Raw genomic sequence first — 18,652 nt, forward strand, 5'->3', positions numbered from 1 at the left:
GACAGGTTCGCCTTTTTGTTTTTAGCTCCCAGTAGTCAATTGCCTGCCGCAGGCTTATGCACACGCAACCTTGTGGCACGATGCAAGTACGTCCGTGTAATCTCGGCGCCAGCATCCATGCTGGCGACGGCCACAAGTCCGCATGTGCTGTTAAATGTCGGAGTACATCCTCCTGCTCAGCGTTAACTGAATACCGTTTGCTATCGTTTGAGCATATTTTGATGCAATTTCTTAGAACCAAGTATCACTTTTCCTATTGTGTTCAATAAGATGTGAGCATAGATTAGACGACAAGGTTTCATAGAAAACGACATGATGTAAGCGTAAAAAAGCGACATTATGTCGTCTAATATACTGTTAGCGGCCCTTACCGAGCTATAAGGAAGATATATGAGAAAACCGAGAATATTTATAGCCTCAGCGGTAGAGAGCTTAGATGTTGCTGATGCGTTCAATGTAAATTTAGACCACCAGGCTGAAGTGACCGTTTGGAAGCACGGCTTTAATCTTTCTCAGAATACAATTGATTCGTTGGTAAATATGGCAGAATCAGTAGACTTTGCCATTTTCATTTTTACCCCAGATGACATAGCAGAAATCCGAAATCAGCAAAAGCACATCGTACGAGATAATGTAGTGTTCGAGCTTGGGCTCTTTGTAGGGACATTAGGAAAAGAAAGGTGCTTTATAGTAAAGCCCAGAGATACAGACTTACACTTTCCTACTGATCTCTTGGGGCTTACACCTGCCGATTATAACGGCGAGAGGTCAGATGGAAATCTTGAGGCTGCTGTTAATCACCCCTGTGTTTTAATAAAAAAAGAAGTCGCTAATCTAGGGTTGCTTTCTCAAGATCTAAATATCCCAACAAAAGCCCGCAGGAAAGTCGGATACAACTACAAGCTTGGTGATGTTGAGCATCGATTACTGGCTAAAGTACTAGAAAGCTATGCGAGCTCTCCTGATGGTGTTTCGGTATGGAGTACATTCAACGATCTCAAAGGTGTTGAGCAAGGAATACTTAGCCTAGCAGCAATTAAGCTGGAGCGAGTCGGATTTTTAGATAGGAACATCGCAATAGATCACGAGTACAATGACAGTGAGTATTACGCCTTTTCCATAACAGCCGATGGAATTGATTACTTACTAGAAAACGAAGAACTTCTACATAAAGCCAATAAAAGAGTAAATCCACCGGCTCCCAAGTCTTTTGATGATGATATCCCATTCTAAAATCAGCGCTAACAAGGCCAAGCACAATCGCCCGCGAGAAGCCGCGGGCTGGACCTCGCTCCGCTAGGCCCGTGTTGGCGGCGATAGGTGCCTGAGATGTAGCAATATTGTAGAATGTCCATTTTAAGGGGGGGCGCAGTGGGCGCTTCATATGAAGGGTGGTTCGACCCCACCCCCTCCAACCCAAACTTTTTAAGGTTCAGAATGAAGTTAAAGCTAAATTTAGCATGGAAAATAGTGGTTGGGGCGCCTGAAAATGGCGTCAACTATTGTAATGCTATCAAACACTTTAATGTAAAGACTGCAAAGAACTTTATAAATAAAATTGGTGGAATATCATCTTTTGATTTCTATCCAAATACTTTAGAACCTACAAATGTCTTTTATAATGCCATAGAGCCACAAAAATCAGAGAATGGATTTGTTGGCAAAAGAATTCCGTTTGAAGGAACAATTGCTGGTGTAAAAGTACCAGTAAAAATGAAAATTCACCAATTCTCTTCTGAGCTTGTCATTATTTCTATATCGGCCGATGAAATAGACTTTAATGGATGCATTGATGATTTGCAGAAGATAATAAACATTGAAACCCATAAAGAATTATTAACTTTAGTTAGAGCAATCTGCTCAATAATTTGTTCAGGAGGAAAAGAGAGTCGTCCTGTTCAACGTAAGCTTAAGGCTTATCCATATGTTGCGCTAGAAAGTAACAAAAGCGATAACTTAGTCGAGAACGAAGCTGCTGTAGAACTGCTTACTCGACATAAAAATCCAAAGCCCGACATAGTTAAGAGCGTTATTTCTAAAAATGATGATCATCAGGTAGATAAAAATAGCATTCTAATAGATCGGCAAGGCATTTTAGCTAGATACTTTTCAGAAACTAGTGAAGATCAATCCATTAAAAGAAAATTTGAAAGCTCTCACTATTTATTTGAACTGGCCATTTCTCTGGCTTATATATTGGAAAATTATCAATACTCATCATTAAGCGAAGAACGGAGAGTTTCAATTACTAAGCTAGTTAAAAATCCTGAAATTGTATTTACAAAAAGTGTTACAGCCTACAAAACATGGAAGCTTTTGCTGGATGAGTTTAGATTAAGTGATCTTTATCATAATTATGTCGGATATGCTAAAGAAAGTATCCCTAAAGTGCCTACTAATGATAAGAAAGAATGGTCAGAGTCTAAGAAGTGGACAATGGGTGTTCTGAGTACTTTAACGGTTGGGTTGGTAATATGGGGTTGCAGTACTCTTTATCAAGAATTTAATCCCTTCAAAGATAAACCTATAAAACTTTTGCAACCACTCGATGGAGCCCAAGTCAGAAATAATACTTCCGAAATAAATTTTGACTGGGAAGATATTGAAGATGCCGTTAAATATATACTTATTATTGAGAAGTATAACGAAAAGAATAAAAAGTGGTTTCCACTTGAAAGTGAAGGTAGGAAAGTTGAGTTATCGTCCTCAAGTTCTATTTCCATGAAAAATACGGGAAGTTTCAAATGGTACGTTGTAGCGAGAGATAAGGATGAAGAAAAGATAGCTGAGTCAGTGTGGTTTTTCTTTGACATCAAAAATGTAAAAGCGCCTAACAAGGGCGTGCAATCCGACCTCCAGGCAATGTCGGTTGACGCCGGAGTTAATCCATAAATTGTTATCCGAAATTGATTTGATACCTCAGACGTCCTAACGGGCTTTTCTCCAACAGCTGTTTTTTGAGTGGCGTCCGCTCATTATGTGACCTCGCAAACACCGCTGCTGATTCCGAACCTTTAAGATTAGACAAAATTAATACTCGGTTACGAGTAATTACAATGGGGATGAGCAGATGGATTGGGAAGCATTTTTAGCGGCGGGTGCACTTTCAGTATTGCTGGCATTGGTGTTGTTGTCAGTGGGTTCTTGGTTAGGAAGTTGGTTGATTGACCAATTCCGTTTTTCTGCGCTGCATCGTCCATCTAGTCGCCAGTAACTCCCGCTTTTGTAATCAAGCCGAATAGAAAGCTACAAAATATTCTTCGGCACAATTCTGCGTAATTTCACCCCGATGCGCTTGGATAAACTCTCGGTGCTGTCGGGGTTAAAGTCTTTGGTGATCTGCCAAGCGTTGTCGGCGTCCATCTCTTTGAGCATCGAGGCTTTCACGTCTTGAGTGATTGCCGGTGAGTCAATTACCGTGATGCTTTCGGTGTTCAGGTTGGCGCTGCGGGGATCAAAGTTGTAGGTGCCAATCACTGTGATGTGATTATCAATGGTCATGGTTTTAGCATGCAGGCCGAAGATGGGCACGGTTGCCGAGCGTTTGTACATATGCTCAGACATCACCTTTTGCCGGATTTTGGCATCGGGTTTGAATTCATACACTTCTACCCCAGTTGCCAGCAATGCGGCTCTATTCCGTTGATAACCGCTAAACGCTTCTAAGTTGTCGTTCGAAGCCAAGCTGTTGGTGAGGATTTTGATGTTGATCCCTCGCTGCATCAGTTTGCGCAGAAATGCGCGGTCGCTTTTGGTGGTGATCAAGTAGGGCGTTTGAATCACTATGCTGTCGCTGGCGCTTTCTGCCAGTTCCACCAATTTTGCGTTGGTAATACTGCCACCACCGAGAAAATGGCGGCGGTCATTCTTACCCGGTAGGTCAGCAATATATTCCACGTTATCGACGAATAAAAACTTCCCTTCATCGGCAAGCTGTTTAAAGGTGGCGGGTACATCTTCAATCTCGGCGCGAATTTCAGGGCTGAAATTGGCCGGATTGCAGGCGTAGGAATGTAGCCGCGAAAACTCTGGATTGTCAGGGGCGGGCAGCTTATCGAACAGTGTGGCGATGGACACGCTGAGCTTGCTTTGCCAATACTGCTCAAAAGAGCTTTCCACCGCGTGAACGGCTTTGCCGGCTAGAAAAACATCGCGATCTCTGAAATTATATTCGTGGTCGAAGCCAAAATATTCGTCGGCAATATTGCGGCCACCGGTGACGGCAATCTGCTGATCAACCAAAAACACCTTGTTGTGCATCCGCTGGTTGATGCCGTGAAAATCGGTCAGTAGCCCTGTCACTTTTTGGAAAATGTTCTTACCCAAATTAACGTTCGGGTTATAGATCTTAATCTCAATATTTTTGTGGGCGTTGAGCATCAATAGCTCATCGCCGCGCGCTTCCAGCATGATGTCATCCACCAACACCCGCACCTTGACGCCGCGCTCTGCCGCCCGCACTAAATAGTCAGTCGCAATCAAGCCCACGTTATCAATGGAAAAGATGAAGTATTGTACGTCGATAGTTTTCTCTGCTCGTTCCGCCAGCCAAGCGCGCGACATCATCGCCTCCGTGCCTTGCTCCAACACATAAACCCCCGTCTTGTGCTGCATCTCTTTGGCGTAGGGCGCAGTAAATTGAGCGAGCGTCTCGGTGGTGCGGGGTTGCTGCAGCGCACAATAGTCACGGTCGGATAACGGCACACTGTCGGGCGCAGCAGTACAGCCCGCGGCGAACAGCAACAGAGAAGCGAAAACGAGATTGATGCAGGTTTTGTTCGACATAAGTGCAGATAATAAAAAAACGATTTATCGTGGAATTAAGTAACATACTCGTTGGCGTAACTGATGTCACCGTTATGGTGATGCGTTAACAGCGCTAACTGACAATTCAGCAGCAAACAACCAAGCATAACGCTCAGCAATGGGCACGAACGACCGGAGGCAAAGTGAGCAACATCTATCTGTTTGACTGGGGCGATACGCTGATGGTCGATTTTCTTGAGCAGCAGGGAAAAATGTGTGACTGGCCAAGGGTTGAAGCGGTTGATGGTGCGCGAGACGTGCTCAAGCAGCTTTCGCAACACAATCTGATCTACGTGGCGACTAATGCTGCCGATTCAGCTGAAGCGGATATTCGCTTAGCCTTTGAGCGCGTGGGGTTATCACCCTACATTGCCGGATATTTTTGCAAAGCCAACCTCGGTATTGGCAAAGGAACGCCAGCGTTTTTTCACAAAATCCTCGACATACTGGACGTTGAACCTCAGGCGGTGATCATGGTGGGCGACAGCTATGACAACGACATTGAGCCAGCGCTGCATGCGGGTATCAACGCGATTTGGTTTAATCCGAAACAGATCCGCCTTGATGCGCACATCAACGTTAAACAGATAAGTCACTTATCACAGCTTTACTCTTAACTGAATCTTTCAACATTCTGTGACGGTGTAGACACCTGCGCTCTGCTCGATCCTTTAAGATTAGACAAAATTAATACTCGGACACGAGTAATAACAACGGGGATGAACAGATGGATTGGGAAGCATTTTTAGCGGCAGGTGCACTTTCAGTATTGCTGGCATTGGTGTTGTTGTCAGTGGGTTCGTGGTTGGGCAGTTGGTTGCTTAGCGAATTCCGTGTTTCTGCGTTGCATCGTCCATCGCGTCGCCAGTAGTTGGCTTGTGCAGGCAAAGCTTTGCTAAGCCTTGATTCAGCCGCGTTGGTTTGTGACGGCAGCAATCATGTCTGCCGTTTAGCTGTGTGTTGCGAGTGTGCGTATTAACCTCTGGGCCGCTGATTAAAAAGCGGTTCATTGCTTCCATTCAAAGATTTGTGTTCGGGCTATTTAGCCGCTAACGAATGAGGTAGAATCCTCCTTTCCAAGGAAGTGAGGACGACCTCACCGCTCTATCTTACTCGGGGACGACCCCATATATCAGAGGTTTGCATATATGGCGTGGGTTATCCTTGTCTTTGCTGGTTTAAGCGAAATTGCGTGGGCCATTGGCCTGAAATATTCAGCAGGTTTCAGCCAGCCGGTTGCGTCACTTATCACGATTATCTGCTTAGTTCTCAGTTTTGTGCTGTTGGGTGTCTCGCTGAAAAGCTTACCCCTAAGCCTCGCTTATGGCGTTTGGGTGGGGATTGGTACTATCGGTTCGGTGATTGCCGGGGCGCTGTTATTTGGTGAGCAGATGAACGCTGTTAAACTCGTCAGCATACTGTTGATTATGGCCGGAATTGTCGGGATTAAACTGTCCTCGTCTTAGCCAGCTAAACCTAAGTACATTTAGCCGATTTACGCGCATCGTTTAACGGTGTCGCGTGGACTTCGCGGTTAAATTCGTGGGCGAGGATTGGCACTTCGTCGCGAAAACCATCACAATAGCGCCGTCGCGATTGGCTGATAACGTTTAGCCTAATTCGCGACCTGTGCGGTGATATTTGATAATGGATGATGGTTGGGGATTTTGAAAAGAGTAAACATGGCTAAACCTGCGATGAAATCTGTGGTGAAAGGCAATTCAGCCGCCAAAAAGTCAGCCCAACCGCCAGCCTCAACCGCCAAGCCCTCAAACATGAAGGTAGCGATCATCAAAGGGGCAGCCGGGTTGCACCAGCGCAATCGTCATCGCGGCAGTTATGACTTTGCCGCGTTGGTAACAGCGGAGCCTGCGCTCAAGCACTTTGTCACGCAAAATCCACGTGGGCAAGACACCATTCCCTTTGCTAATCCTGAGGCGGTAAAACTGCTCAACAAGGCGCTGCTGGCGCATCATTACGGCGTGCGCCAATGGGATATTCCCGCGGGGTTTTTATGTCCGCCCATTCCCGGTCGTGCTGATTATATTCACCGTATCGCCGAGCTGATATATGCCGATTGTCCGGCGCTGCAACCAACCAATGTGCGCATGCTGGATATCGGCGTGGGCGCGAACTGCATCTATCCAATTATTGCCGCTGTCGAATATGGCTGGCGTGTGGTCGGCAGCGATATTGACCCAGTATCAGTCAAAAATGCACAGCTGATTGCGAGCAGTAATCCGGCGCTCAAAAAGCACATCGAATGCCGTTTGCAACAGCGCCCACAAGCGATCTTTAACGGCATTATTGCCGACGGTGAGCGCTTTACACTGACCAGCTGCAATCCGCCATTTCATAGTTCGCTGGCCGAAGCGCAGCAGGGTACCCAGCGCAAACTCACCAATCTGCAAAAACACCAGCAACAGCGCGGCGCCAAATCAGCTGCTGGTACTGAGCCAATGGCATCAACAACGACTACGCTGAATTTTGGCGGCCAAAAGGCGGAGCTCTGGTGTCCCGGAGGTGAAGCCGCTTTTCTCAAAAATATGGCCTTTGAAAGTGCGCAGTTTGCAACGCAGGTGCTGTGGTTCAGCAGTTTGATCTCGAAAAAAGACAATGTGCGCTGGATGAGAAAGCAGCTGGAAAAAGCCGGCGCAGTTGAGGCCAAGATTGTCGAAATGGCGCAAGGGCAAAAAATCAGCCGCTTTATGATGTGGAGCTTTTTATCCGCCGAGCAGCGCCACAGTTGGCTGTTAGCAAAGGGTTAGCAGCTACACTTTTTAATAATGGTGCAGCATGCAATGCTCCTTTTGCTAATGCCAGTCATTCACCTGTTTAACCAACCAACGACCTCTTCTTTGCGCTTCGACTAATTATCGTTATATAACTGATTACATAAAGGTGGGAGCCACGATAATATTTCACCTTGTGGGGGCGTCCGCGTGTTGTTGGCGAGGCATAAATCAAAGAATTTGCGGTTCTACGGAGAGACACAGCATGACAAAGCAAAAGCGGGTATTGGCGTTAAGCGTTGGGGCGACGCTGATGATGGGAGTGATGCAGAACGTGACGGCGGCAACTGAAAATAATACGGCGATTGAGCTGCGTGCTGCTGGCAGTTTAAAAGCGGCGATGACGGAAATTGTCGGCGATTATCAGGCGGCAACGCAGCAGAAAGTGTCGGCACAGTTTGCACCATCTGGCTTGTTACGTAAGCGCATTGAAGCAGGTGAAAAGGTCGATATTTTTGCTTCAGCCAATATGAAGCATCCACAAGCGTTAGTGGCAGCCAATGCGGGCGAGAAAGTGACCATGTTTGCCCGCAATCAGCTGTGTGCCTTGGCACAGGAAAATGTACCGCTGACCACGGCTAATTTTTTAGAGACGATTTTAGATCCTGATATTACCCTTGGCACCTCAACGCCTAAGTCAGATCCTGCGGGTGACTATGCGTGGACACTGTTTGCCAAAGCTGAAGCGATGAAAGTGGGCGCTCAGGCCGCATTAGAGCAGAAGGCGCATAAACTTACCGGCGGCCCCTCCAGCGCTAAACCGCCTAAAGGCCGTAACCCTTATGGCTGGGTGATGGCCAATAAAAAGGCCGACGTATTTCTGACCTATTGCACCAATGCTAAGTTAGCGCAAAAAGAAGTCCCGGATTTGCAGATAGTGCAGGTGCCACAAGCGCTGGCCGTGGGCGCGAAATATGGCCTTTTGGTACTAAACGGCGCTAGTAAAGACACTGCGCAGTTAGCCGACTTTATTCTGTCTGAGAAAGGGCAGACGATTCTTGCCCGTTATGGTTTTCAACCGCCTGAGCAGTAATCAATAAGCAAATACGGCAAACGAAAAGGCGAACCCGCAGGTTCGCCTTTTTCATACTTAACAAGGGATGTAGACCACGTGTCTAAGGTACTTTGAAGTCCCAACGTGGGTGACAGCTTACACAAGCGTTTTCAGATTTCTGATGCACTTTGTGGCAGCTTAAACAATCAGTTTCAGTACCAAAGTGACGGTTGTTGTGCACGTTGGTTGGTTTCATGTCTTTGGTTTTCTTAGCTAGTTTTTCAGTGTTATGACACTTCACACATTTCATCATAGTCACTGCTTCACGTGGTTGAGCGTCACCATGACAAGAGGCACATTTGATGCCTTTTGAAAAGTGCGTTTGGTCCAGTAAAGTATCGCTTTTTGCCATAGTGCTACCAGCAAATACAGTCAGCGCAGCAGCAAGTATGATGTTGAATAATTTGAAATTCTTCATTTTCTTTTCCATTTATCTTATTCGGTAAAACGCGCCTAAGTTATAGGCCACCCTTTTGCTCACGCTGCTGCTTACAGCTTGGCAACGTATTTGCCTGCTAGGTAACCGAAGGTGTAGCAACGGCCCAGAGACAAACCGAACACAGTCAACGGATAGTCAACGCCGCCGTAGAAACCTGCGGCCATGTTACCGATGATGAACAGACCTGGGATTTCCTTGCCGTCTGCATCCAGTGCTTGGTGATGTTTGTTCACCAGTACACCTGAACACAGGGTAGAAATACGCATGCGGCGATGGATACCGTAGAATGGAGGTTTCAGTACTGGCACCATGCGGCTTGACGTTTTACCGAAGTCTTCATCTTTACCTTTGGCACACAGCTCGTTATAACGCTTAACGCTGGCCACGAAGGTTTTAGGATCGCATTCCAGTTTCTTCGCCAGTTCTTCCAGTGTGTCTGCTTTGTAAGTGTTAGTGATTGAAGGGAATACACCTTTCTTCTCACCTGGCTCTTCAGGCATGTACACTTTGATTTCTTCAGGGTTATACAGATGACCTGGCCAGTCTTTGGCAGTCGTCATGTAATCTGAGTCAAACACCTGAGAGTAGTGACCTTGGTTCACTGCATCTTTCAGATAGTTGTTCATCAATGACATTTCGACGGTTTCGTTAACGAAACGCTCACCTTTGCGGTTTACTGCCAGGAATGGCATGTCGCACATTGATGCTGGACCCGCATCGAAGTCGTGCAGCATTTTGGTGTGACCCACAGGTTCGATAACGCCACCTGCCCAGTAGGCCATGGCAAAACCGTCACCCATACGACCTTGTTGCTTACGTTCGAAGTTTTTCAGATCTGGAATGAAGAAGTCACACATGGCTTTGTTGTTCTGGTAGTCGCCAGAAGACAGGATAACGCCTTTTTTCGCCATATATTTGTGGTACTTACCGTCACGATCTTGTGCGATAACACCGATGATTTTGCCTGATTTTTCTTGGATCAGCTGTTGTGCTGGCATGTTGTAGAAGAACTTAACACCCGCTTTCTCGGCAGTTTTTGCCAGTGCGCGCATACCATCACCAGTGGTGTATGGTTTAGGGCCACAGAAAGAGGTAACAAAGTTCAGTCGGTCGCCTTTGTCAGCAATACCGTGAATGCCATGTTGTGGACCAGTACCTTGGTCAACTACCTGACCACCGCCTTTTTTGATGCGATCAATTGCCCAAGTAACAGCTTCACCTGAGTTATAGGCCCATTCTCTCAACAGTTCTGGATGAGAACGGTGTTGGTTGTCAGCCATCAGGCGGCTAACCAAAGCTTCAACAGCTGATTTGTCACTGTTTTTCAGGTCGATACCTGAACCAGTGTTACCTTGTGAAACTGCCGTGGCTTGTTTTTGCAGACAGGCAACAGAAGCACCTGATTCGCGAGCAGACAGGGCCGCAGGTACACCTGATGCGCCAGCACCAACAACGACTACGTCAAAGGTTTGAGTTGACGCGATTTCTGCATCAGAAATCTCTTTTGGCTTAGGCAGGAAACCGAGTGTAGCGCCACCGATTTCAGCATATTCTTGACCGACTTGCAGTGGTGCTGCAGCGGCAGAGCCCATACCCAAGCCAGCAACCGCTAAACCACCTGTGCCCATTGCGGCACGGGTCAGGAAGCTACGGCGTGAAAGACCATGTTGCAGAACATGAGTGGTGTATTGATCGAGCTGCTTTTGTTTCTCATTACTCATTTTTTTATACTCCTCTACGCATTTTTTTATTCCAAGCGCCCGCATCAATAACGACAAAATTTGGCGTTTATGCTGACAGGCGGTTGGTAATAACCGCATCTGAATTACTGGTTAAAGGCACACTTGAGGCTGCATTGCATCGGTCAAATTCCACACCAGCCATCCTTGATGTGAAATATATGACATATGATGTTTGACCAAAAGAATTGCGCGTAGTGTCTTTGGAGTGCTTCGCAAAACGTGGGCAATATGCGAGCAGGTGTTCAAATTTCTTTGTTATGTTTCATTAATATAAAAAAGTAAAAAACACATCACAGAATTAAACGGGTAGGTGGCGATAGAGCTAAAAAATAATGTGACCTATATTCTGTTATTCACCATTAAGTGGCTGGGAGATATAGGACAAACAGCGAGATAGTTAATTAAATCAGAATATTAAGAATTAAGAAAACAGTGGGAAAATTGGCTTTTGGCGTCGTAAAACGTCGTTTTTGCGCGCTGTTAATGCCGCCGCTAATCGGCATATTTCTATATTTGTGATCCTATTCTCAGCTGCATATTCGGGTGTGATTTGTGTAAGTTTTTAAAATGATGAGACGCATTCTTGGGCAATGAGTCGTAACGTAATTTCGTTAATAAGTGGCGGTAAGCGTATGGGGGGAATTGGGTGGATAGGCAGAATTGCTTGGCGGAAAAGTGCAGGTGTTCGCATCAGACAATAAAAAAAGCATGCCTTGTGGCATGCTTTTTCGGAATTATGAGCGTTGTATATTACAGCGCAACAATGTTTTCCGCTTGAGGGCCTTTCGCGCCTTGAGTTACTACGAACTCAACTTTTTGGCCTTCTTCTAAGGTTTTGAAACCGTCACCAACGATTGCACGGAAGTGTGCAAATACATCTGGACCTGATTCTTGAGAAATGAAACCAAAACCTTTATCAGAGTTAAACCATTTTACAGTACCGATGATTTTATTAGACATAATAATATCCTTTGAATTTAATTAGCTTTTTAGCCTTTTTGGTAAGGCGATGTAGCTTTGGAACTCAAACTTATAAACTGCAGGACGAAGAATTATGACTAATACACCGAATTGTAGGTTTTAAATAAGTGGAATCTTTCAGCTGCGCGCATCATAGGTGGGTTATGGGCATAAGTCCATCGATATCTTGTTATTGGGCAAAAATAAAACCGGCGGCGTACGAATATTGTCGTGAATGGCAGTAAGCTTCTACCGCCGATTGTTTTTATTTTTATCTTAACTATTTGTTAAGTATAAATTTTTAACTTTTTCTGGCATAGGCGCCAGCGTTTATCGCCCAGGCTATGCTGCTTTATTCATTCGCGTTGACTGCCGCTGCGTGGGTCTCGGCGGCGAGAAGTTGCTGGTTGAGTGTGGCCCAATGTTGGCATGCGTCATAACAGGCTTGTGCCAACGCAGGGATGTCTTCATAAGCCAATGGTAAGCGGTCTTCGACCAAGTCATGCAGCTCACCAGCGCGTTCTGCTGCGATTCGTTTGGCGCGGCGTACCTCTTTTTGCAGCTGTTGCAGTTGTTCCATCTGTCACTCCTGAAGGTAGGTGTTGTTCAGTTGGCTGTTTCAAACCTTATACCAAGTATTAACTTGTTTTAAATCAGTTCACTAATAAACATCGAACGCGACCTTTTGTGGCAAAGTGCACATGATTTGGCGAGGTTTCGACAATGTACGTACGCTGTTCAAGCGAGGTGAATGGCGTTGCTCGTCACCACATCAGCGGCTTGGCATTTATAGTCGACAACTTGATATTCAGCATGCGATGCTGCGCCGAATATTTTCGCTGATGGATGAAAGTGGTTGATGAAGAAATTGGGTTACGCATTGTGCTTGCTGCTGGCAGCCACATCGAGCGCTTCGGCGTTAGAACTGGGATTCAGCGGCATGGCGCGCATGACGGGCGACAGTTATTTGGTGGTGCAAGACAAGAAGGTGTTTGAGACGGGCGACCGTGTCGGCATTTTTCAGCTCAGTGCTGATGGACAACAGCATTACACACCGTTGCAGATTGATAACTGGCGTGACCCGGATGGACCAAGTAGTGATCTGGAATCTGTGTGTCAGTTGCCTGGCAGCCAAAATCAGTATTTGCTGGCTGAGTCCGGTTACTGGGATGGCAAATTTGGCCGCATCTTTCGCGTGGAGTTAAACGGAACACAGGCGAATGTGCTGCAGGTCTATCATGTGCCTAAGTTAATCCCCAGCGGCAAAGGTAAACACGGCGATAACTTTGAAGGGATGCTCTGTGCCAAGATGGGCGCTAACACCTTAGTGATCCTCGGCGAGCGTGGCGGCAGCAAAGCTTATCGCCATGGCGTGCTGCGGATTGGGGTACTGCAGCCGACGAGCATCGATTGGCAACACTATGCGGAGCAAGCGGTAAAAGTAAAAGCCCCGAAATCTTGGCGCACAGCGAAGTATCGCTCTATCTCTGATCTTTATCTCGATAACGATGGCATCATTTGGGCGGTTGCGACGCAAGATGCTGGTGATAATGGCCCGTTCCGCTCAGTGGTGTATGCCGCTGCCAGGTTAGCGCAAAATTCTTCTAAAACACCGCTAGAAGCGTTGAAACATGCGGCTGCAGCGTGGCCAATCGATGGCTTTAAAGTGGAGGCGCTAGCGGCACCAAATGTTAATGTGCCGGGCAGTGTGATGAGTATTGGTACCGAAGATGAACACTTCGGTGGCGTCTGGCGGCCACTTTTTCCGAGTCAAAATGGCACTGACGACTAGATAAATATCATGGCGGTCGCGTTATTCTTCATACAAATCATTAATTGCGTCCGCCATTCCACAGTTAATTGCCCAAGAATGCCGCCGAAATGGCGGTTAGATATACCAATCACTAACTTTAGTTACATATCTATCTTTTAGTTTTTAATGATATACCGCTGAGTCGCCCGCCAGTTTAAAGATGCTAGTCTTCGCAGACGTTTAATTAACGACCCGGTAACGGGGGCATACAAATCCCATTAAGGGAAATACTAAAAACTCTGCAAGAGCGAGCAATAATAAATGAATAGCACTTCAATTTCTGCCAAAGACAAGCGCACGATTAACTTCGTGTTCTTACTCTCAGCGGTAATTATAACGCTGGCCACTCTTCAAAATAAGTTACCGTCTGGACTCATTGGGGCTCTGGGGATTATGGCGGTAGTGGGTTACATCCTGAATCTCATCGGCAATAAAACGCCCATCATCAATCAATTTTTTGGTGGCGGAGCGATTGTGGTGATTTTTGGATCATCCTATCTCTTTCATAGCGGCATAGTACCGACAGAAACGGTTGCCACTGTGACTACCTTTATGAAAGGTGGTGGTTTTCTTGCCTTTTTCATTGCCAGTTTGGTGACTGGCTCTGTACTTGGTATGGACTCCGACGTCCTCAAAAAAGCCGCCTTTAAATATATCCCGGTGATCCTCGGTAGTGTGGCCTTTGCATTTCTATTTGCAGGGCTGGTGGGCGAACTACTCGGAGAAGGCTTCTTTGATTCCATTATGCTGATCGCTTTGCCGATTATGGGCGGCGGTATGGGCGCGGGCGCGGTGCCATTGGTGGAGATCATGGCCGGACGTACCGAGATGAGCGCCGATGTTCTGATGTCGAAAATGGTACCCGCGCTAGCGATTGGTAACGCAATTGCCATTGTCACCGCAGGCCTGTTGCACAAGCTGGGGCAATATGTGCCTTCGCTAACTGGTAATGGCCGGCTGATGATCAGTGGTGATGTTAAAGAGGTTGTCGAGGAAGAGCCGCAATCACACAGTGTGCAGCAACTTGGCTTAGGCGCATTACTGGCAATTACTATGTACTTTGTCGGTACGCTGCTCGGCACTGTGATTGAGATGCATCCTTATGCGCTGATGATCATCTTTGTTGCCTTGGTAAAAGTCTCAGGTGTGCTGCCGCGCGAACTGGAACAAGCTGCTCACGGCTGGTGTAAGTTTGTGCTGGATAATCTCACCCCGGCACTGTTGGTGGGCATTGGGGTGGTGTACACAGACCTTGGTCAGATTGTTGCCTCGTTGACACTGTCGAATCTGCTAATGGTATTTTCCACCGTGTTGGGCGCCGTGGTGGGCAGTGCCTTGATTGGCCGTATGATGGGCTTCTATCCGATTGAAGCGGCAATTACCGGTGGTCTTTGCATGGCGAACATGGGCGGTACTGGCGATGTGGCGGTATTGGCGTCGTGTAAACGCATGGAGTTGATGCCATTTGCGCAGATCTCCTCACGTCTTGGCGGTGCCATGATGTTGATCCTTGCCACGCTAATCCTCAGTTTATTCAGCTAATCGCTATATCGATAGCCGTCTGCAATGACGGCTATCGAACGCTGCGCAAACTGAACTTGTGAGCGTGCCACCAGAGAAAACCTCCTCTTAATCCACTGTACTCGCTTGGTTAGATTGGAATTTTAAGCAAGCCAAATCCTTCTCAACGGTTTTCCTTGGCTCACCTAAAATTCTGCTATTCGTCTAGCAGGGGATTTGGGGTAACCACAGTATCGGCTTGCAGCTGCTTATTTCTCTATGTTTATGTGCCTCATAACCATTATGAAATTTGTTTATAAAAAATTGAGTTAAACTAGGCGCACGCCAGAAATGCCGTTGCTATTTACCGCCTGAACGACTTGCCTCGAAAAATTGGGCAATAATGAAAGAGGATCAGGCAGGTACTTATGGTGAGAAATTTTCCATAATGTAATGGTATTTATTATCTGTATTTTTAACTCAAGAGAAATAGGGAATCGATTTTATGAAAACAGTAGGATATGCAGCGCACTCTGCGGATGCAGAATTAGTTCCTTATCACTTTGAGCGCCGCGATTTGCGATCAAATGATGTTGCGATTGAAATTCTATATTGTGGCGTTTGTCACTCAGACTTGCATACAGTCAATGGCGATTGGGGCCCGCAGCCTTATCCATTGGTGCCGGGCCACGAAATCGTCGGCGTGGTGCAATCTGTTGGCCCAGACGTTAAAAACTACAAAGTCGGTGACCGTGTTGCCGTGGGTTGCATGGTAGACAGCTGCCTGGAGTGCGACCAATGTCATCACCACGAAGAGCAGTTCTGCCGTAACGGGATGACGCCAACCTATGGTGCGCCAGATCGTCAAACGGGTGAGATCACGCAAGGTGGTTATTCTAAACATATCGTCGTTCGTGAAGAGTTTGTGCTGAGCATTCCGGACAATATGGATATCAGTAAAGCTGCGCCTATCTTGTGTGCGGGTATCACGACTTTCTCTCCACTGCGTACCTGGAATGTAACCAAAGGCACTCGTGTGGGGGTTATCGGTCTGGGCGGTTTGGGTCACATGGCGGTTAAACTGGCGGTGGCTATGGGCGCTGAAGTGACCGCTATCAGCCGTTCTAAAAACAAAGAGAAAGAAGCGATTGAAATGGGCGCCAAAGGTATTTTGGCCTCAGGTGATGCGGATGCAATGGCCGCTGCTGCCAGCTCGTTTGACGTGATTATCGACACTGTACCTGTGAAACACGATGTGAGCATGTATGCGTCATTGTTGGACATTGACGGTACTATCGTTATCGTTGGTCAAGTAGGCCCATTGGATGAGCTAATGAGCATTCCATTCGTGATGGGGCGTCGCCGCGTTGCAGGTTCTTTGATCGGTGGTATCAAAGAAACGCAGGAAGTCTTGGATTTCTGTGCCGAGCACAATGTTTACCCTGATTGCGAAATGATCAAAATGGACGAAATCAACAGCGCCTTTGAACGTTTGGCACAAGGTGACATGGCGCACCGCTTCGTTATCGACATGTCTTCTTTGGCTGCTGAGTAATGTCTTCAGTCACCCGCTAGATAAAATAAACGGCAGCTTCGGCTGCCGTTTTTTATGTCTGTCGCACGAAAATACAACAAAACTGCTCGACGTCATGTTTATTTGCCGACAATCGCTTATGTTAATGATAACTGAGACAACTAAGGAGCGGTTATGACGCCATTATCGTCTGAGCAACTGCAGGATAAAGCGCGTGGTTGTTTAATTGGTTTAGCGATAGGGGATGCGGTAGGCACCACCCTTGAGTTCCAGCCGCGTGGCAGTTTTACCCCGATTGATGACATGGTCGGTGGTGGTCCGTTTTCACTGAAAAAAGGCTATTGGACCGATGATACTTCGATGGCCTTGTGTCTTGGTCACAGTCTGGTGGAGTCTGATGGCTTTGATGCGCATGATCAAATGATGCGTTACTGCGAGTGGATGGATAACGGTTACATGAGCAGTATCGGTATCTGCTTTGATGTTGGCAGTACCGTTGCCACTGCGCTGCGTCGGTTTCAGAAAACCGGTGAGCCATTTTCAGGCGCTAAAAATCGTTGGAGTTCGGGGAACGGCTGCCTGATGCGCATGGCACCGGTGGCGATTTTCTATCAAGAGGATTCGCAGAAAGCTGAGTTTTATGGCGGTGAAAGTTCCTTGACCACTCATGCTTCAGAGCTGTGTCACGACGCCAGTCGGTACTTTGCCAAGCTGTTGATGCACCTGATAAACGGTGCAGATAAGCAGATTTATCAGCAATTGTCCTATACCCCGCGTACTGCCGAAATTAATGCCATTAAAGCGGGTGAGTTTGTCTCGAAAAGTCGGGATGAGATTAAAGGCAGTGGTTATGTGATCGATAGTCTTGAGGCGGCATTATGGTGTTTTACTCATAGTGAAAGTTACCCAGAATGTGTGCTACTGGCAGCCAATTTAGGTGATGATGCCGATACTACGGCAGCGATTGCTGGCCAACTCGCCGGTGCCTTTTATGGCTACCAGCATATTCGGCCAGACTGGCGTCAAGCGCTTCATCAACATGATGAGATACTGAAACTTGCCGATGCACTGTTCCATGCTTCGCGTCAGCATAGTCTGGGAGTGTGATAGTGACGCTAGCGCAAGCCTATCATTGTAGCGATACAGAAATGGCATTATTGCAGCAGGTGACGATAGCGCTGAATCATTGCAATGTGCCGTCTTGGTTATTGGCGAGTTTGGCTTATCAGCAACGTCCTATTCCGCTGCAGTTGGACAGTGTCGGCACTTGGTATCAGAAGCTATTTACGACGTTGAGACAATTTGAAAACAGTACTGATCGTGTTGCCAGTTTTAACGATTTTATGCAGTTGCGGTTTTGCCTTTCTAAAGAGCTGCTGCAAGCCGCGCAGGAGTTAGACGCACCTAGCCGTCCTAAAGTGAATTATCGGCGCTTACTCTTAGGGTGGTTGTTTGATTCAGATAATGAACAAGGCGCGGCGTGGCGCAGTTGGGTCGAATCACGCTTTGGCTTATTAACCCGCTTTCATCAGGAGGAAGTGCTGGGGCCGGAAAGTGAGGCTTATTTGCGCTTTCGCCACCAGTGTGCGGTGGCGACTTACAACACCAACGAACTGTTTGAGCAACTCGATTTACTCTATCAATTTTGTCAGCTAGAACTCAGTTTACGCTTTCCTGAGTGTGAACATATCACCCTGTATCGAGGTAGCGCCGAGCTAGCGAGTTATCAATTTGATGGCCATTCTGCGACGCTGTTGAATAATCTCAGCTCATTTACGCTCACAGCCGAAGATGCGTTGCATTTTGGCGCGCAAGTCGTCGCGGTAAAAGTACCGCTTAGCAAAATTGTCAGTTTTGATTCGCTGTTGCCCGGCAGTCTGCAAGGTGAACAAGAGTTTATGGTGCTCGGAGGGCTCTATCGCGTCGAACAGGTAAAAGTCTAATTTTTAAATTCCACCTTTATCTAGCGCTCAGCTAATCTTGATTGAGTGACAGTGGGTTATTGCATGAAT

At 46.8% G+C, this 18,652-nt stretch carries 19 protein-coding genes; 14 read left to right on the forward strand and 5 right to left on the reverse strand.

Annotated elements, in window-relative coordinates; genetic code table 11:
* Positions 1–390: 390 nt before the first annotated feature.
* The 3 genes from HR45_RS01875 to HR45_RS19335 all read left to right on the forward strand — a co-directional run bounded on the left by HR45_RS01875 (position 391) and on the right by HR45_RS19335 (position 3,214).
* Positions 391–1,233 (forward strand): TIR domain-containing protein, encoded by an 843-nt coding sequence (locus HR45_RS01875; protein ID WP_037439122.1) that lies wholly within the window; start codon positions 391–393, stop codon positions 1,231–1,233.
* A 204-nt stretch (positions 1,234–1,437) separates the two neighbouring features.
* Positions 1,438–2,892, forward strand: a complete 1,455-nt coding sequence (locus HR45_RS01880; protein WP_156103984.1) for a hypothetical protein — start codon at positions 1,438–1,440, stop codon at positions 2,890–2,892.
* Positions 2,893–3,070: 178 nt separating this feature from the next.
* Positions 3,071–3,214, forward strand: coding sequence for a hypothetical protein (locus tag HR45_RS19335; protein ID WP_156103985.1), 144 nt, complete (start codon positions 3,071–3,073; stop codon positions 3,212–3,214).
* A 32-nt stretch (positions 3,215–3,246) separates the two neighbouring features.
* Here HR45_RS19335 and HR45_RS01885 read toward each other — a convergent pair whose 3' ends face one another.
* The gene (locus HR45_RS01885) at positions 3,247–4,785 is read right to left on the reverse strand and encodes a phospholipase D family protein (RefSeq protein WP_037439126.1); all 1,539 of its coding nucleotides are present in this window, start codon (positions 4,783–4,785) and stop codon (positions 3,247–3,249) included.
* A gap of 164 nt (positions 4,786–4,949) precedes the next feature.
* On the opposite strand from HR45_RS01885, the gene HR45_RS01890 reads away from it, so the two are divergent.
* The 5 genes from HR45_RS01890 to HR45_RS01905 all read left to right on the forward strand — a co-directional run bounded on the left by HR45_RS01890 (position 4,950) and on the right by HR45_RS01905 (position 8,631).
* Positions 4,950–5,423 (forward strand): HAD family hydrolase, encoded by a 474-nt coding sequence (locus HR45_RS01890; RefSeq protein ID WP_037439128.1) that lies wholly within the window; start codon positions 4,950–4,952, stop codon positions 5,421–5,423.
* A gap of 110 nt (positions 5,424–5,533) precedes the next feature.
* Positions 5,534–5,677, forward strand: a complete 144-nt coding sequence (locus HR45_RS19340; RefSeq protein ID WP_156103986.1) for a hypothetical protein — start codon at positions 5,534–5,536, stop codon at positions 5,675–5,677.
* Positions 5,678–5,954: 277 nt separating this feature from the next.
* Positions 5,955–6,272 (forward strand): DMT family transporter, encoded by a 318-nt coding sequence (locus HR45_RS01895; protein WP_037439129.1) that lies wholly within the window; start codon positions 5,955–5,957, stop codon positions 6,270–6,272.
* A 216-nt stretch (positions 6,273–6,488) separates the two neighbouring features.
* Positions 6,489–7,574: a 23S rRNA (adenine(1618)-N(6))-methyltransferase RlmF gene (gene rlmF / locus HR45_RS01900; protein ID WP_052074416.1), complete on the forward strand. Its 1,086-nt coding sequence runs from the start codon at positions 6,489–6,491 to the stop codon at positions 7,572–7,574.
* A gap of 229 nt (positions 7,575–7,803) precedes the next feature.
* Complete coding sequence (locus HR45_RS01905; RefSeq protein WP_037439131.1) at positions 7,804–8,631, forward strand: molybdate ABC transporter substrate-binding protein; 828 nt, start codon at positions 7,804–7,806, stop codon at positions 8,629–8,631.
* An 82-nt stretch (positions 8,632–8,713) separates the two neighbouring features.
* On the opposite strand, the gene HR45_RS01910 is transcribed toward HR45_RS01905, so the two are convergent.
* From HR45_RS01910 to HR45_RS01925, 4 genes are all read right to left on the reverse strand, one after another.
* The gene (locus HR45_RS01910) at positions 8,714–9,070 is read right to left on the reverse strand and encodes a cytochrome c3 family protein (RefSeq protein WP_037439133.1); all 357 of its coding nucleotides are present in this window, start codon (positions 9,068–9,070) and stop codon (positions 8,714–8,716) included.
* A 71-nt stretch (positions 9,071–9,141) separates the two neighbouring features.
* Positions 9,142–10,812, reverse strand: a complete 1,671-nt coding sequence (locus HR45_RS01915) for an FAD-dependent oxidoreductase (RefSeq protein ID WP_037439135.1) — start codon at positions 10,810–10,812, stop codon at positions 9,142–9,144.
* 771 nt (positions 10,813–11,583) lie between these two features.
* Positions 11,584–11,793 (reverse strand): cold-shock protein, encoded by a 210-nt coding sequence (locus HR45_RS01920; RefSeq protein ID WP_037439137.1) that lies wholly within the window; start codon positions 11,791–11,793, stop codon positions 11,584–11,586.
* 352 nt (positions 11,794–12,145) lie between these two features.
* Entirely contained in the window at positions 12,146–12,373 is a 228-nt protein-coding gene (locus HR45_RS01925) for a CCE_0567 family metalloprotein (RefSeq protein WP_037439140.1), read from the reverse strand.
* A 121-nt stretch (positions 12,374–12,494) separates the two neighbouring features.
* Here HR45_RS01925 and HR45_RS19345 point away from each other — a divergent pair, with 121 nt between their 5' ends.
* The 6 genes from HR45_RS19345 (at position 12,495) to HR45_RS01950 (ending at position 18,583) form a co-directional block, all read left to right on the forward strand.
* Complete coding sequence (locus tag HR45_RS19345; RefSeq protein WP_156103987.1) at positions 12,495–12,653, forward strand: hypothetical protein; 159 nt, start codon at positions 12,495–12,497, stop codon at positions 12,651–12,653.
* Positions 12,653–13,585, forward strand: coding sequence for a hypothetical protein (locus HR45_RS01930; protein WP_052074417.1), 933 nt, complete (start codon positions 12,653–12,655; stop codon positions 13,583–13,585). Before HR45_RS19345 ends, HR45_RS01930 begins: the two co-directional genes overlap by 1 nt.
* Before the next feature lie 282 nt (positions 13,586–13,867).
* Complete coding sequence (locus tag HR45_RS01935) at positions 13,868–15,148, forward strand: 2-hydroxycarboxylate transporter family protein (RefSeq protein WP_037439142.1); 1,281 nt, start codon at positions 13,868–13,870, stop codon at positions 15,146–15,148.
* 463 nt (positions 15,149–15,611) lie between these two features.
* Entirely contained in the window at positions 15,612–16,661 is a 1,050-nt protein-coding gene (locus HR45_RS01940; protein WP_037439147.1) for an NAD(P)-dependent alcohol dehydrogenase, read from the forward strand.
* A gap of 153 nt (positions 16,662–16,814) precedes the next feature.
* Positions 16,815–17,747: an ADP-ribosylglycohydrolase family protein gene (locus HR45_RS01945; protein ID WP_052074418.1), complete on the forward strand. Its 933-nt coding sequence runs from the start codon at positions 16,815–16,817 to the stop codon at positions 17,745–17,747.
* 2 nt (positions 17,748–17,749) lie between these two features.
* Positions 17,750–18,583, forward strand: coding sequence for an NAD(+)--dinitrogen-reductase ADP-D-ribosyltransferase (locus HR45_RS01950; protein ID WP_052074419.1), 834 nt, complete (start codon positions 17,750–17,752; stop codon positions 18,581–18,583).
* The last annotated feature ends 69 nt before the right edge of the window (positions 18,584–18,652 follow it).

It is taken from the genome of Shewanella mangrovi, assembly GCF_000753795.1.
GTDB classification, from domain to species: domain Bacteria; phylum Pseudomonadota; class Gammaproteobacteria; order Enterobacterales; family Shewanellaceae; genus Shewanella; species Shewanella mangrovi.